Raw genomic sequence first — 15,978 nt, 5'->3', positions numbered from 1 at the left:
CTAAGCCGCCGTCTGTCAACTTCCCTTAACAAGACTGGGATCAAGGTGGGGATCAGCTTGAAATTGATGAGCGCCCAGAGCCATGAGAGCGACTCAAACAGATACTCAAATCAATACCCATCAATACCCATCAATACCCAAACAGAACTCAAACAATACCCAAACAGAACTCAAGCAGATGGAGAAGCAACTTCTAGAATCCAACCCAGACCCCTGAGCACCGAGCCTCCCCTGATTTCCCCAACTCTCGATCTTGCAAGCCCTGAGAACAATCAGGACATTCAGAACATAAGCAGCCTTCTGCTCGATCGGTAGCAGCCCACCGGCAAACGGTAAGATTTCAAAACATACAAACTCTGAGTACAAATCCTTAGAATCACCCAAAAGTTCCTGAATCCCCCCGACTCGCTGCCATGGCCGAACCATCGGCCCCCGTAGTCCGAGCCTTGGAAACTTCAGTGAATTCGGGATCTCTGAGGGATCTGTTCGGGATCTCTTTTAGCCTCAGCTTCCGATTAAGACTCAGCTTTCGACTCAGCTACGCCAACGAATTCCCACTCACCCATGACTGCTACCGCCCTCAGTCCCGAAGCCGTGCTTGAGATTTTGCGCCCCGTGGAAGATCCGGAACTGCGCAAAAGCCTCGTTGAGTTGAACATGATCCGCAACGTCAGCATCGATGGCGGCGCTGTGCGGTTCACCCTGGTGCTGACAACCCCCGCTTGCCCCTTGCGGGAATTTATTGTGGATGACTGCAAGCGGGCGGTGAAAACCCTGCCCGGCGTGGAGTCGGTGGATGTGGAAGTGACGGCTGAAACGCCGCAACAAAAATCCTTGCCCGATCGCGCGGGGATTTCCGGCGTGAAAAATATCCTGGCCGTGTCCAGCGGCAAGGGTGGCGTGGGCAAAAGCACCGTAGCCGTGAATATTGCCGTTTCCCTGGCCCAGTCGGGGGCCAAAGTGGGGCTAATTGATGCTGATATTTATGGGCCCAACGTGCCAACCATGCTGGGTTTAACCCAGGCGGAGGTGATGGTGCGGCCAGGGCAGGGGCAAGGACAAGACATCTTGGAACCGGCGGAAAACCACGGCGTGAAGATGGTGTCCATGGGCTTCTTGATTGACCCCGATCAACCGGTAATTTGGCGGGGGCCGATGCTGAACGGCATCATTCGCCAATTCCTGTACCAAGTGGACTGGGGCGAGTTGGACTACTTAATTGTGGATATGCCGCCTGGAACGGGGGATGCCCAGTTGACCATGGCCCAAGCTGTGCCCATGGCGGGGGCGGTGATTGTGACCACGCCCCAAACGGTGTCGCTGATTGATGCGCGGCGGGGGCTGAAGATGTTCCAGCAGCTCAGTGTGCCGGTGTTGGGGATCGTGGAAAATATGAGCTACTTCATTCCGCCGGATCTGCCCGATCGCCAATACGACCTATTTGGTTCGGGTGGAGGCAAAAAGACAGCGGAAGAATTAGCAGTGCCGCTGCTGGGCTGTGTGCCCTTGGAAATGCCTGTGCGGGAAGGGGGCGATCGGGGTGTGCCCATTGTGGTGTCGGCTCCGGATTCGGCCTCAGCCCAGGCCCTGAAGGCGATCGCCCAGGCCGTGGCGGCACGGGTTTCGGTAATGGCCCTGAGCTAGTTTGCCTGAACTAGTTTGGGCGTTACCGGCGACTGGCGGTGAACCATCGGGCCATCGCTCCGCTACTGTTTGATCCAATCCTCGCCCTTTGCTTGCACTCAATGGCTTCTTCCATGTTGCGCTCCAGTCGCTGGAATCTCAAATCGCTGATTCAACCCTGGGCTGATATTGACTGGGTGTTGCTGCTGGCGGTCACGGTAATGACCGTCATTGGTGGCATCAGCATCCGCAGCGTCGAACTCAGCTCCGGGGGCACGAACTGGATTCAACACCTGGTGATGGGAGCCATTGGTTTAATCATTGCCCTCTGGCTGGCCCGATCGCGCTATGAGGAAGTGGAGCGTTGGCGCTGGTGGATCTATGGCGGCATTAACCTGCTGTTGATTGCGGTGATGCTGTTTGGGACAACGGCTTTGGGGGCAGAACGTTGGCTGACGATCGGGAACTTTAATATTCAGCCTTCGGAGTTTGCCAAGGTGGGGCTAATCATCACCCTGGCCAGCGCCATCAACCAAGAAAGCATTTCCACCCTGCCGCGCTTGTTTCAGGTGCTAGCGGTGACGGCCGTGCCTGCCGCCCTGGTGTTCTTGCAGCCCAGCTTGGGATCAACGTTGGTGCTGGGGTCGATTTGCATGAGCATGTTGTATTGGGGCAATGCCAATCCCGGTTGGCTGGCGCTGCTGGTGTCGCCGGTCATTTCCGCCGTGTTGTTTAACGTTTACTTGCCCGCTTGGTTGGCTTGGGTGGCCTTGATGGGGTTTGCGGCTTGGAAAAGTCTGCCCTGGCGCATCTATGGCAGCTTGGGGGCGATCGTGGTGAACCTGACTTCCGGGGGGTTGGGCAAAATCTTTTGGGACTTTTTGAAGCCATACCAAAAGGCCCGAATCACCATGTTTCTCAACCCAGATCAGGATCCGATGGGTGGGGGCTATCACTTGATCCAGTCGCGGATCGCGATCGGGGCGGGGGAGCTTTGGGGCCAGGGGTTGTTCAAAGGAACCCAAACCCAGTTGAACTTCATTCCCGAGCAGGACACAGACTTTATCTTTGCGGCGGTGGGCGAAGAGCTGGGTTTTATTGGCTCGATCGTGGTGCTGGCCCTGTTTTGGATTATTTGCTTGCGGTTGGTGTCGATCGCCCAATCCGCGAAAGATAACTTTGGCTCGGCGATCGCGATTGGCGTGTTGGGAATGTTGATTTTCCAAATCACGGTCAACATTGGGATGACGATCGGCTTGGCTCCCATCACGGGGATTCCCTTGCCCTGGTTGAGTTATGGGCGATCGGCAATGCTCACCAATTTTGTGGCGATCGGGCTGGTGCTGTCGGTGGCCAACCATCGCCAGCGGTTGCGATTCTAGCGGCTGCGACTCTGAACTCGGATTTCGCCACCGAAATTTTGACGACTTGGCGTGGCGGAAAATTGGGTGGTGAACGTCGAATACTCTGGTCTTGAGCGTTGATTATGTCAACTCCTTGATCACCCAAAACTCAACCAATCAAGATGCCGTGCTACTGAAATCGCTGGCTGGGAAATCACACCATCCTTCACCTGGGGCAAATCGCAATTGCCGGTTTCAGATACAATAAAAAAGACCGTCAACACTCTACAAAATGATAAATTCTTACCGAAATGAATTGTTTAGAAAAATCAATGCAAAAACTTCTTAACTTTGCTCCTGGTATTGAGTTTTATATCAAAGTGGCAATTGCCTGTACGCTCATTCAGCAAGTATTCTTCTACTTTCTGGGAAATTCTCAGATTTCATTTATTAATCAAGTTTTTCTCTATTGGGCAGTTGGCTCTATTTCATTTTATGGCGTTGGCTTTCTGATTGAAAAAAATATTAAAAGCAATGATTTTCTGGCGAAAAAACTAACCGCAAGAGTAGTTAAAGTCAAAAAACAGACATTTCCTGCTTTTACAGTCAAAGGAATTGTTTTGGGTGAACTTAGGTCTTTGGCAGCAGCATTTGTAATTCTATACTTGGCTCCGGAGGTTCACAGAGGGAATAGCTTACTCCTTAACATCGCATGGTTTTTGGCAAGAATTATTGTTGCAGATCTTTGCTTTTATATTGCACACTGGCTGCTTCATAGACAAGCTTTTATAAAAATTCACCTTAAACATCATGAATTTCGTGACTCTTCCAGCTTCGTTGCTGGATATAAGAGTTTTCCTGAATACCTGATTACGACCCTTACGGATCTTTTGCCTATTTTTATATTTGGGTATGATATTACTCAAGTCTGTGCATGGGTCATCGTCGGTAATATCTACAATTTAGAAGGACATAGCTCATTATCAATTTTCTTTATTTCATCGGATTTCCATGATCTCCACCACACCTGTTTTAATGGGAATTACGGTATTCAAGATTTTTGGGATCGTGTATTCAACACATTAAGACCGACCAAAAAACAGCTACGGCCCATTTTTCCAGCAAATTATCTGGCATCTAGCGATCACCACTAAATTCTGAGACCAGAAGGATTTAGGGCTACAGAGGGGGAATTACATGGCGGGAAGTTTAGTCTATGAGCCTATCAGTTCCCCATTCGGTTGACGCATGACCGACGACTTGTCCCTGTTCTCAATGGTTTTGATTTGGTGGTTTTGATTCGGTGGTTTTGATCAGCGGCTTTGGTCGGCAGTTTTGATCAGTAGCTTTTAACGGCATCAGGTATTAGGACTCAGCAGTGTTTACAGGATTGGTGCAAGGACTGGGAACCCTGGAACGACTGGGGAACGATCGGGTGGTGATTACCTGCGAACCCGAGGCGATCGGGGCGATTGTCCCCGGCTTGGAACTGGGTGATAGCGTGGCGGTGAATGGGGTGTGCTTGACGGTGGAAACCCTGTTGCCCGATGGGTTTGTGGCGGCTGTGTCCCCGGAAACCATCGATCGCACCACCCTGGGGCAAGTGCAGCGCGTGAACTTGGAACCTTCGTTGCGGGTGGGCAGCAAAATTGGCGGCCACTTCGTGACGGGGCATGTGGACGGGCCCGGCTGGTTTGAATCGGCGATCGCCACGGCCACCTCCTGGGAACTGAGTTTTCAGGCGAGCGATCGGGTCGCACGCTACATCGTTCAAAAGGGCAGCATCGCGATCGATGGCATCAGCCTGACGATCGCCGATTGTTCGGACGATGGCCGCTGGTTCAAGGTGGCCGCCATTCCCCACACCTACGCCCACACCACCTTGCAGGACTTGCAACCCGGGGCCGCCGTCAACCTGGAAGGGGACGTGTTGGGGAAATATGTTGAAAAACTCCTGCGATCGGGAGCGGGCCCCCTGAACGGCAGCGCGGGGGAGAGCTATGCCATCACCCCCGACTTTTTAGCGGAGCATGGCTATCTTTAGAAGCCCGATCGCTCGTGGCCCGAACCAGTCCCATGCAGGGGCCCATAGAGGCGCTGCTGAGGAATACCGGGGCGATCGGGCAAGGGCCGCGAAACCCAGTACCATAGATCCCGAAGCTCCCGAAAGCTCCCGAAGCTTAAGCAGCAAGATCAAGCCAATCCCTGAGCAGCGCTCAACGATTGGTAATCATGATTTGCAATCTCGAAGCCTGGGCAAACCGATCAATCCGCTCGTGGTTTTGGGGTTTGCGCCGTAGTCCCTGATGCGCCATTTCCGGCCAATTTTCCTTTAACAACCATTTCTTGAAAACGCTGGTTCTTCCTAGGTTGGCATGAGCGATTCCCCTGCGTCCGCCGTCATTGATCCGTCTACCGCCCTCGACTCCCTGGCCACCGCGCTCAACAGCGGCAACCTGAAAAAGCAATTGGCCGCCCTTCCGGCGTTAGCGGCCCTGGATGATGGCGCGGCCTTGCTGATCGACTTTGCCAAAGATCGATCGCCCCAGCCCTTGGCCATTGACACGATCGATCCGCTGCTGGGTCGCATCTGCCAACTATTGAACCGGGCCGACTTGCCCCAGGCTCGCAACTTCCTCGAAGGCTACTATCCCGATGGGGTGGTGGAGTTGCCCGGGGAATGCACCGTGGACTACCAACCCATTCAAACGGCGTTGCTTGAGGAAGATTTTGATCAGGCCGATCGAATCACCATCCAAAAACTGTGCGAGCTGGCGGGCCCCGAAGCCGTCAAACGCAAATGGCTGTACTTCACCGAGGTCGATCGCTTCCCCGCCCTCGATCTGCAAGTGATTGATGGCCTGTGGCGCACCTATTCCGAAGGGAAATTTGGCTTTTCGATTCAGCGCGAAATTTGGTTGGGTGTGGGGCAAGATTGGGAAAAATTCTGGCCCAAAATTAACTGGAAACAGGGTAACCACTGGACGCGCTGGCCCGGTGAATTTACCTGGAGTTTGGCAGCGCCCCGAGGCCATTTGCCCACCACCAATCAACTGCGGGGCGTGCGGGTGATGAATGCCCTGATGCGCCATCCGGCTTGGTCTTAGGCGTGAGCCAAGGGTTGCGCTAGGGGTTGCGCTGGTAGTGATGCTGGTAGTGGTGCTGGTAGTCACGCAAAGGGGTGCGCGAATCGTTGAGCCAATTTGGGAAAACCGCCAGCGGCGCGATCGCTAGCCATTGGGCCCCGATCGACCTAGGCTAAATGTGCTGTTTTCCACACAGGCATCGCCGCCACCTCCTCGCATGACCCATTGGGACACGATCGGGCAAACCCTCACCCTCTCTGGAGTCGCCTTAACCCAGTGGCGACAAACAAGCTGGCTGGGTCGTTGGATTGGGGCCCTCAGCGCTTGGCGACAAAGTAGCTGGCTGCTGCATTGGGGCGAAACCCTGCTGGCCCTGTTGGCGGCCACGGTTTTTGGCTTGGCTCCCTTTGCCGAAACGGATTTGCTGGGGCTGTTGCTGTTGGCGGCCGGCGCTTTTTGGGTGTTGCTAACGGTGACCGATCGCCCCGTTGCCGCTGCGGAAGCTGGCGATCAGCCTGGATTGTTCACCCCCATTCACCTGTTGGTGTTGCTTTATGGGGCGATCGCCACCGTGGCCGTGGCCTTTTCGCCCGTCCAGGCTGCCGCTTTCGTGGGCTGGACTAAGTTGATTTTGTACCTGGTTTTCTTCTGTGTTCTGGCACGGGTCACCCGGCTGGAACGGGGCCGCGCCATCATCACCACCGTCTACCTGCTGGCCGCCTTAGCCACCAGCGTCTATGGTTTGCGGCAATGGATCTTTGGAGCCGATGCCCTGGCCACCTGGGTTGATCCAGAATCACCCCTCAGCAAAACAACCCGGGTCTACAGCTATTTGGGCAATCCCAATCTGCTAGCCGGTTACCTAGAAGCCTCGGTTCCCCTGAGTGTGGCAGCGATCTTGGCCTGGAAAGGCTGGATCCAAAAAATCTTAGGCGTGGTGCTGTTGGGGCTGAATGGAACCTGCCTGGTGCTCACCTTCAGCCGAGGTGGTTGGATTGGGCTGGTGGTGGAGTTGGCAGTGCTGGGAATTTTGCTGCTCTATTGGTGGTCTGTGCGGTTCACTCCCTTTTGGCGACGCTGGGCGATGCCGGCCCTGCTGGGCGGTGGCACAACCCTGATGGTGTTGGCGGTGGCGGCTTTGGAACCCCTGCGCGATCGGGTCTTCAGCATCTTTGCGGGTCGGGGCGACAGCAGCAACAACTTCCGCATTAACGTTTGGCAAGCGGTTTTGCAGATGATCCAAGACCGCCCTTGGTTAGGCATTGGCCCCGGTAATGTGGCCTTCAACCGCGTCTATCCACGTTACCAAAAGCCGAAGTTCAGCGCCCTCAGTGCCTATTCCGTGGTTTTGGAAGTGTTGGTGGAAACGGGTGTGATTGGTTTCACCTGCTTTGTTTGGCTGTTGGGCATGACGGCGTATCAAGGGGGACGGGCCCTCAATCGACTGCGACAACTGCAAGCCAGCCAGGGCTACTGGTTGCTGGCTGCCTTGGCCACCATGGCCGGTATGTTGGCCCATGGTTTGGTGGATACGGTTTGGTATCGCCCCCAGGTCAGCACGCTTTTCTGGTTAATGTTGGCCCTGGTGGCGGGGTTCTATCAACCACCGACCATCGCTTCAGCGGCAACCCCCGATCGCCCAAACTTGGCCAGCGAAGAGAGTTAAGCCGCCCGTTGATGATTCAACAGCCCAATTCACTGCCTTAACCGAGTTCACCGAATCGAATCAACCCAGCGAAACCATCAGGCGATTAGTCAAGCGCTGGAGAATTTTGCAGCCAGCGGGGGCAGATTGCTGGTTTGGGAAACCCGATCGAGCCGATCGGAGTCGAATCCCGCAGTGGCCTGTTGATGAATTCGGTTAACGGATAGTTATGACCCTTGAATCGCTCGATCGCCGTTCGCGCATTGCCGTTGCTTCCAATGAGGCGAACGATGTGCGGTTTTTGTCCTCCACAGGTCAGGGATTTGATGGGGTTGTGGGCTATGGCACGGGGGGCCAAGTGGACTGCACCGGTTCGCTGCTGTTGTCGGGCCAGCATGTGGTGACGGCGGCTCACTGTGTGGCCGATCGCCTGGTGAGCGACAACAGCTATCAGGTGTATTTCGATGTGCCCGAGGGGCGACAGTCAGTGCGGGTGCAGCAAATTTTTGTCCACCCCAACTGGGACAGCTCTGATCCAGATTCCAACAATGATGTGGCGATTCTGTGGCTTGCTTCTTCGGCTCCCGATGGGGCCGATCGCTACGATATTTACCGCAACGGCGATGAAGTGGGGCAGGTGGCGACCCTGGTGGGCTATGGTCAGCCGGGCACGGGCAGCGTTGGGGAACTAGTGGGTGATTTTCCCGCCATTCGTCGGTTAGGAACCAATCGCATTGATGGGCTAGGGGATGTTTTAAACCGCCAGTCAAATGTGGCCGTGTTGCCTGGAACCCAGTTGATCTATGACTTTGACAATGGAACTGATCGCAATGATGGCCTAGGGCGTGATTTTGGCCTGCGCGATCGGGGCACTGGCAGCACTGAAGTGGGATCCAGCAGTGGCGACTCCGGGGGGCCTTTGTTTCTTGGCAACCGCGTGGCCGGGGTGGTGTCCTATGGCGCTGTGCCCCGGGCCACGGGAGCCGACGTGACCGGCGCAAACGACACCAGCTACGGCGAAATTTTTGCGGCGACCCGGCTTTCGGCCTTTGCCAGTTGGATTGACAGCACGATCGCGCGGACTCTTTCCAGCAGCGATCTGTTGATCGGTACCAATCGCCCCGACACCCTGTCCGGAAACCAAGGCAACGACACCCTTTCCGGTCGTGGTGGGAATGATTTTCTCTCCGGTGGTCGCGATGACGATCGCCTCGAAGGCGGTGATGGGGATGATGATCTGTATGGCAACCTGGGCAATGACCTGTTGTTTGGGGAAGCGGGCAACGACAGCCTCTTCGGTGGTCAAGGCGATGACACGCTGATTGGCGGCGATGGGAATGATTGGCTGAGTGGCGATCGAGGAGTGGATTTGCTGACGGGTGGGGCTGGGGTCGATCAATTCATTCTCAATCCCACCACCGCCGACAGTAACCCCGCCCTAGCCGACATCATCACCGACTTCAGCGCGGAAGATGTGATTGGCCTCGCGGGAGGCTTAACGGCCAGTGCGATCGCCTTGGAAGTGGGCAATCTGCGCAACACGCCAGGGACATTTATTCGTGGTGCAGGCGTTGTGTTGGGATTTGTCAACAACACCGATCCCAGTCAGTTAGCCGGCCGTTTTGAGGCGATCGGGTAACGTCGCTTGCTAGAACGGAGGGCAGTGCCCGCTTGCTTGACCGTTCTTGAGGAATTACCCCATGTCGTTTCCATCCCAGGACTACCAAATTGCTGTCATGGCTCGCGAGGAACTATCGATCGCGATCGATTGGGCGAGGGTAGAGGGTTGGAATCCTGGGCTACAGGACGCGGACTGTTTCTATGCAGCAGATCCCCAGGGATTTTTGGTGGGCAAGCTGGATCGCCAACCAATTGCCACCATTTCCGCTGTCAAATACGGCCATTCCTTTGGCTTCATCGGGTTTTACATCGTCCACCCAGACGCTCGGCATCAAGGCTATGGCATCCAAATTTGGCAGCGTGCCATCGAGATCCTTGAAGGCCGAACAATCGGCTTAGATGGCGTGGTTGCCCAACAAGAGAATTATCAAAAATCAGGATTTACCTTTGCCCATCGCAATATTCGCTTTGCGGGCATTAGCGATCGCGCTGACCAACTCCACCCCGACCTTGTGCCGCTATCCGCCATCCCCTTTGAGCAACTGAAACAGTGCGATCGTCGCTTTTTTCCTGAGCAACGCGAGCAATTTTTACGGGCTTGGATTGATCAGCCTGACGCTCAGTCCATGGGAATTTTGCAGGGCGATCGGCTCTGTGCCTATGGCGTGATTCGTGCGTGCCACACCGGCTACAAAATCGGCCCACTCAATGCTGAAACCCCTGATCTGGCTGATGCACTTGTCCAAGCCTTGATGGCCACGATTCCATTAGGATCAACCTTCTATTTAGATGTCCCTGAACCTAATCCGCAGGCGATCAAACTGGCCCAGAAATACAAAATGACACCAGCTTTTGAAACTGCCCGAATGTACCGAGGGTGCTCGCCGGAGCTGCCTTTGGGTCAGATATTTGGCATTACCAGTTTTGAGCTGGGATAACCCTGGGTATCATCATGGAGCATCAAAGCATAGCTGCCTGACTGACCAGATCTGGGACGGTCACCAATTTTGACGGAGATCGCCGCACCAAAACTATTGCGTCCCTCAAGATTATAAAATAGTAAAATACGCGAAAAACTATTTTGCTATAGAAGTCTCTGTATCTTATTAGACTAAAATGTATGACTAATATACTGAAATTTTAAAAATAGTTGAAAAAATCTCAAAGTGCTTCCTTGTCTATTTCTGCGTCTTTTCCTGGGTCTACTCTAATGCTGGTAAATTGTCAACTATCGGGTTATCAATTCATTGAAGAAATTTACCAAGGTTCTCGAACTGCTGTTTATCGCGGAATGCAGTTACCGTCACAACAGCCTGTTGTGATTAAAATTCTGCGATCAACTTATCCCAGTTTTGAGGAATTATTGCAGTTCCGAAATCAGTACACGATTTCCCAAGCCTTGGACATGCCAGGACTCGTCCGTTCCTACGCTTTGGCCGCCTATGAAAATAGTTATGCATTAATCATGGAAGATTTCGGAGGAATTTCTCTTCGTGAATATGCTCAAAATCAGCCATTATCTTTGCATGAAGTTTTGTCTATCGCTCTGCAATTGTCCGTAATTTTGGATTACTTGCATCAACAAAAAGTCATTCACAAAGATATTAAGCCGGCCAATATTTTGATTCATCCCTCCTCGGGAAAAATTAAATTAACTGACTTTAGTATTGCTTCCCTGTTGCCCCGCGAAGCCCAATATCTTCAGAGTCCCACTAGCTTGGAAGGCACGTTGGCTTATCTGGCTCCTGAACAAACGGGGCGGATGAATCGCGGGATTGACTACCGCAGCGATTTTTATGCTTTGGGTGTGAGTTTGTATGAGCTGCTGACCGGCCAACTTCCATTCCCCACCACTGATCCCATGGAGTTGGTGCATTGCCACTTGGCAAGACAGCCGATCGCCCCTTCAGCTCTGAATTCAGAAATTCCGCCCGTGGTTTCTGCGATTGTGCTGAAACTGATGGCTAAAAATGCTGAAGATCGCTACCAGAGTGCTCGCGGACTGGGCCACGATTTGCAAATTTGCCTAGATCAATTACAAGCGCAAGAGGCAATTTCAGATTTTGAGTTGGGTACTAGGGATCTCAGTGATCACTTCTTAATTCCTGAAAAGCTCTATGGTCGCGAATCAGAAGTAAAAACTCTGCTCGATGCGTTTGAGCGAGTTCAATCAGGAAAAACTGAGTTGATGCTGGTTGCAGGGTTTTCTGGAATTGGCAAAACAGCCGTCATCAATGAAATTCACAAACCCATTACGCGCCAAAAGGGATACTTTATTAAAGGAAAATTTGATCAATTCAATCGCAATATTCCCCTGTCAGCCTTTGTCCAAGCGTTTCAAAGTCTGATCGGGCAGTTGCTCTCGGAATCTGACCAAAAATTGCAAGATTGGAAATCAAAAATCCTGGAAGCATTGGGTAACCAAGCGCAGGTTTTACTGGAAGTGATTCCAGGACTAGAACGCATCATTGGCTCACAGCCACCTGCACCAGAATTGTCGGGAACGGCTGCTCAAAATCGATTCAAGCTGCTATTTCAAAAATTTATCCAGGTTTTTACGACCACTGAACATCCCCTCGTGATTTTTCTCGATGACTTGCAATGGGCAGATCCAGCCTCCTTGCAAGTGCTAAAAGTCTTGATGGAAGATCAAGGATATTTATTGATACTAGGAGCCTATCGAGACAACGAAGTTTCAGTGGCTCATCCATTAATCTTGACTCTGCAAGAGTTACAAAAATCTCAAGCAACAGTTAATACAATCACGCTCCAACCGCTGACTATTCAAAATTTAAACCATTTAATTGCTGACACCTTTCATTGTTTGCCTAATTTGGCACTGCCACTGACAAAACTGATCCATCAAAAAACACAGGGAAATCCCTTTTTTACAACACAATTCTTGAAGACACTGCATGAAGAGGGTTACATCACCTTTAATGCCAACCACTGCCATTGGGAATGTGACCTAGCACAAATTAATGTCCTCGCTTTGGCTGATGATGTGGTGGAGTTTATGGCGGCGCAACTGCAAAAACTACCCCCTGCAACTCAGCAAGGCTTGCAGTTGGCGGCCTGTATTGGTAATCAGTTTGATCTAGAAACATTGGCAGTGATTGCAGAGCAATCTTTGATGGAAGCGGCCGCCGCACTGTGGCGATCGCTTCAGGAAGGGATGATTGTGCCCGTAAATCAGGCTTATAAGCTCTTTCAAGCGGCAGCGACTGCCCAGGGTGATCGCCCCTATGACTTGAACCCAACCTATCGATTTCTACACGATCGCATTCAGCAAGCGGCCTATTCATTAATTGCGGAGACGGAGCGACCTGCCCTCCATTACCGAATTGGTCGGCTGTTGGTTCAGCACTTTACCCAAAGTGATCAAGAGGATCGAATTTTTGAAATCGTTAATCACCTCAATTTGGGTCGTCATTTAATTACTGATGATTTTGAGCGGCGTGAGTTGGTTGGTTTAAATTTACAAGCAGGTCGCAAAGCAATTGCTTCGGCGGCCTATGGGGCCGCCTTGGATTATTTGAATCAGGGCATTGATTTGTTACCGAATGATGCTTGGCAGCAAGAATATGATCTGACTCTTGAGCTACACCAACAACGCCTAGAAGCGGCCTACTTCAACACGGAGTTTGAACAGCTAAAAACTTGGGGCGAAGTGATTTTGCAGCACAGCACTTCGGTGTTGGATCAAATTAAAGTTTATGAAACCCGAATGCTGGTTTTGCAGGCACAGAGTGAATTTGCACAAGTGATTGATTTAGGGTTACAGGTTTTGCAACAACTGGGGATTGAATTCCCCTTGCAGCCAACACCCGCAGAAATTAATGCAGCTTATGAGCGATCGCGCCAGGACTGGGAAGCGCAAGATCCGTTGAGTTTGCTGGATTTGCCACCAATGGAAGATCCAAAACTCTTAGCCGCCATGCAGATTTTGACAAACTTGTCGCACTCTGCATGTATGGCAGCTCCGGCTCTATTGCCACTCCTGATTTTTAAACAAATCGACCTTTCAATTCATCACGGAAACTGTGCGGTTTCTGTGGTTTCCTATGCAGATTACGGAATGGTTCTTTGCGGAATCATGAATGATATTCCGGCAGGATATCAATTTGCGCAGCTTTCGCTGGCACTTCTGGAAAAATTGCAAGCTAATGCGTTTAAAAGCCGAGTTTATCTGGTTGTGAATACCTTTGCTCGTCACTGGTGCGAGCCGCTACAAGAGGTAACTCCAGCTTTGTTGGAGGGCTGCCGCAGTGGCTTGGAAAGTGGCGATTGGGAATGTGTAGCGCTGAATTTATTTACCTATTCTAATCATCAATACTGGAGTGGGCGAGAGCTGCTGGGCTTAGCGGAAGAACTGCTGAGCCATGAAGTTGTGATTGAGCAAGTGAAGCAGCAAGCAGCCTTGCGTGCCCATCAGTCTTATCTACAAGCGGTGCTGAATCTCCTGGGTAGATCGACTGTTCCCTATCGTTTGCAGGGCGATGTTTTTGATCTGGAGCAATTGGTTCCCTCCCTCAAGGCGGGGAATGATCGAGCCTCTCTGTTCAGTGGTTATTTGCATCAAATCTTCCTGTACTACCTATTTGAAGAATATGAAGCAGCTATAGCGTTAATTCCAAGGGTTCAAGAGTATCAGGATGCAGGAATTGGCTTCTTTTCAATGTCTACTTGGGTGTTTTACCAAGCGCTGATCGAGCTTCAACAGTATCCCTTGGCAACCTCGTCCGAACAGGTCAAAATTTGGGAGTCAGTGCAAGGGGCCCAAGATCGCCTCAAACAATGGGCGACGGATGCGCCAGAAAATCAAGCCCATCGTTGGCAATTGGTGGCGGCTGAGGTTAATCGAGTGTTGGGGCACAAAACTGAAGCGATCGAGACCTATGACTGTGCGATCGCTGATGCTAAAAAAAGTGGGTTTTCCCATGAGGAAGCTCTGGCCAATGAGCTGGCAGCAAAGTTCTACCTCCAATGGGGTAAAGAAAAGGTGGCCGCCGGTTATATGCAAGAGGCTTACTATGGCTATGCGCGTTGGGGTGCGAAGGCCAAAACTGCGGATTTGGAGCGACGCTATCCACAGTTGTTGAGTCCAATTTTGCGAGCACCTGCGCCAGTTTTTAATCCCTTAGAAACGCTGGCAGCGGCTACAATTCCGCCGGCACTCCGCACATCTGCAATTCACAATTCTTCAGGCCAGGTTAGTGGTACGCCCAGTTCTTCTGCTTCCGACGTGAATGAAATGTTGGATTTGGCGGCGGTCATTCGTGTTTCTCAGACCTTGGCCGGTACGATTCAGTTAGATGATTTGTTGCGGCAACTAACACAAATTGTTTTGCAATGTTCGGGTGGCGATCGCTGTGCGCTGGTGGTTGCCGGTGGCGAAGGTGATTGGCAGGTGCGGGCGATCGCCCAGCCAGAATCAGTGAAAGTCTGCACAGAATCTTTGGAAACTTGCCCCGTTTTGCCAGTGCAGTTGGTGCAGTACGTGAAAAACACTGAGACAACAGTGGTGATTAATCACGGCCAAACCAGCCTGCCCATTACAGATCAATATTTGATTCAGGCTGCCCCTAAAAGCGTGTTGTGCTTGCCAATTTTGAACCAATCGCAGTTGGTGGCGATTTTATATTTAGAAAATAGTGCGGTGGCCAATGTTTTTACGAACGATCGCCTACTGGTCTTGAACTTTCTCTGTGCCCAGGCTGCGATTTCTCTGGAAAATTCACGCCTATATCAGCAAGCCCAAACCTATGCCCACCAGCTTGAGCAGTCCCAATTACAGGTGGTGCAAAGCGAAAAAATGGCCTCGTTGGGCAATTTGGTAGCTGGTGTGGCCCATGAAATTAATAACCCGATCGGCTTTTTAAATGGCAGTATCCAAAATCTTCAGGATTCCATTGGAGATTTGCTAAGCCATCTATCGCTTTATCAGCAATATTACCCTGATCCTGAATCGGCCATTGAAAGCCATGCGGAAGCGATCGAACTGGACTTCTTAAGTGAAGATTTGCCGACGCTCTTGAAGTCTATGCAGTTAGCAACCGATCGAATCAAGGGCATTAGTAATAGCTTGCGAACCTTCTCGAGGGCGGACACCCAATATAAGATTCAGGCTCATCTTCACGAAGGGATTGATAGTACGCTGCTAATTTTGAAATATCGACTGAAGGCGAATGAGTATCGCCCAGCAATTCAAGTGATTCAAGACTATGGCAATGTGCCCCCGATCGATTGCTTTCCGGGGCAACTGAACCAGGTGTTTATGAATTTGCTGGCCAACGCGATCGATATGTTTGATGAGTTGGCCCAGGGGGCATCCTTTGAGCATTGGGTTGCCCATCCGCAACAAATTACAATCTGTACCCAAGTTGTGGATCAACAGGTGCAAATTGCTATTCGGGATAATGGGAAAGGGATGAGCGAAGCGGTGCGATCGAATATTTTTGACCATGCCTTCACGACAAAAGCCGTGGGCAAGGGAACGGGGTTGGGATTAGCGATCGCCCGCCAAATTGTTGTGGATAAACACGGGGGGAGCTTGGAGGTGCGATCCGAGATTGGCCAAGGCGCAGAATTTCTGATCAGCTTGCCAATTCGTGGAGATTAAGGCTGTGAGATTAAGGCTGTGAGTCGGTTGGGCTGTGGC

The 15,978-nt window shown here is 51.9% G+C and carries 9 protein-coding genes; all 9 read left to right on the top strand.

Annotated elements, in window-relative coordinates; genetic code table 11:
* Positions 1 to 564 precede the first annotated feature (564 nt).
* Positions 565 to 1,644: an Mrp/NBP35 family ATP-binding protein gene (locus tag H6G52_RS04705; RefSeq protein ID WP_099531576.1), complete on the top strand. Its 1,080-nt coding sequence runs from the start codon at positions 565 to 567 to the stop codon at positions 1,642 to 1,644.
* A gap of 101 nt (positions 1,645 to 1,745) precedes the next feature.
* A complete protein-coding gene (gene rodA / locus H6G52_RS04700; protein WP_242026199.1) occupies positions 1,746 to 3,005 on the top strand; it encodes a rod shape-determining protein RodA in 1,260 nt (419 codons plus the stop codon).
* Between the two features lie 293 nt (positions 3,006 to 3,298).
* Complete coding sequence (locus H6G52_RS04695) at positions 3,299 to 4,120, top strand: sterol desaturase family protein (RefSeq protein ID WP_190526781.1); 822 nt, start codon at positions 3,299 to 3,301, stop codon at positions 4,118 to 4,120.
* 224 nt (positions 4,121 to 4,344) lie between these two features.
* The gene (locus H6G52_RS04690) at positions 4,345 to 5,010 is read left to right on the top strand and encodes a riboflavin synthase (protein WP_190526779.1); all 666 of its coding nucleotides are present in this window, start codon (positions 4,345 to 4,347) and stop codon (positions 5,008 to 5,010) included.
* Between the two features lie 331 nt (positions 5,011 to 5,341).
* A complete protein-coding gene (locus tag H6G52_RS04685) occupies positions 5,342 to 6,073 on the top strand; it encodes a GUN4 domain-containing protein (protein ID WP_190526777.1) in 732 nt (243 codons plus the stop codon).
* Between the two features lie 196 nt (positions 6,074 to 6,269).
* Positions 6,270 to 7,718 carry an IctB family putative bicarbonate transporter gene (locus H6G52_RS04680; RefSeq protein ID WP_190355609.1) on the top strand — a complete coding sequence of 483 codons (1,449 nt, stop codon included), beginning with the start codon at positions 6,270 to 6,272 and terminating at the stop codon, positions 7,716 to 7,718.
* 208 nt (positions 7,719 to 7,926) lie between these two features.
* Positions 7,927 to 9,336 (top strand): trypsin-like serine protease, encoded by a 1,410-nt coding sequence (locus H6G52_RS04675; protein ID WP_190526774.1) that lies wholly within the window; start codon positions 7,927 to 7,929, stop codon positions 9,334 to 9,336.
* 61 nt (positions 9,337 to 9,397) lie between these two features.
* Positions 9,398 to 10,255 carry a GNAT family N-acetyltransferase gene (locus H6G52_RS04670; RefSeq protein WP_190526772.1) on the top strand — a complete coding sequence of 286 codons (858 nt, stop codon included), beginning with the start codon at positions 9,398 to 9,400 and terminating at the stop codon, positions 10,253 to 10,255.
* 272 nt (positions 10,256 to 10,527) lie between these two features.
* A complete protein-coding gene (locus tag H6G52_RS04665; RefSeq protein WP_190526770.1) occupies positions 10,528 to 15,939 on the top strand; it encodes an ATP-binding sensor histidine kinase in 5,412 nt (1,803 codons plus the stop codon).
* The last annotated feature ends 39 nt before the right edge of the window (positions 15,940 to 15,978 follow it).

The organism is Limnothrix sp. FACHB-881 (assembly GCF_014698135.1).
Lineage (GTDB): Bacteria > Cyanobacteriota > Cyanobacteriia > CACIAM-69d > CACIAM-69d > CACIAM-69d.
The sequence above is the reverse complement of the archived record's forward strand: the minus strand, read 5'-3'. Positions and strand labels throughout refer to the sequence as shown.

What these genes read in the sequence shown, in the direction of transcription:
- H6G52_RS04685 (WP_190526777.1), top strand. Translation starts at nt 5,342, where the DNA reads ATGAGCGATTCCCCTGCGTCCGCCGTCATTGATCCGTCTACCGCCCTC.
- H6G52_RS04665 (WP_190526770.1), top strand. Translation starts at nt 10,528, where the DNA reads ATGCTGGTAAATTGTCAACTATCGGGTTATCAATTCATTGAAGAAATT.
- H6G52_RS04695 (WP_190526781.1), top strand. Translation starts at nt 3,299, where the DNA reads ATGCAAAAACTTCTTAACTTTGCTCCTGGTATTGAGTTTTATATCAAA.
- H6G52_RS04705 (WP_099531576.1), top strand. Translation starts at nt 565, where the DNA reads ATGACTGCTACCGCCCTCAGTCCCGAAGCCGTGCTTGAGATTTTGCGC.
- H6G52_RS04670 (WP_190526772.1), top strand. Translation starts at nt 9,398, where the DNA reads ATGTCGTTTCCATCCCAGGACTACCAAATTGCTGTCATGGCTCGCGAG.
- H6G52_RS04680 (WP_190355609.1), top strand. Translation starts at nt 6,270, where the DNA reads ATGACCCATTGGGACACGATCGGGCAAACCCTCACCCTCTCTGGAGTC.
- rodA (WP_242026199.1), top strand. Translation starts at nt 1,746, where the DNA reads ATGGCTTCTTCCATGTTGCGCTCCAGTCGCTGGAATCTCAAATCGCTG.
- H6G52_RS04675 (WP_190526774.1), top strand. Translation starts at nt 7,927, where the DNA reads ATGACCCTTGAATCGCTCGATCGCCGTTCGCGCATTGCCGTTGCTTCC.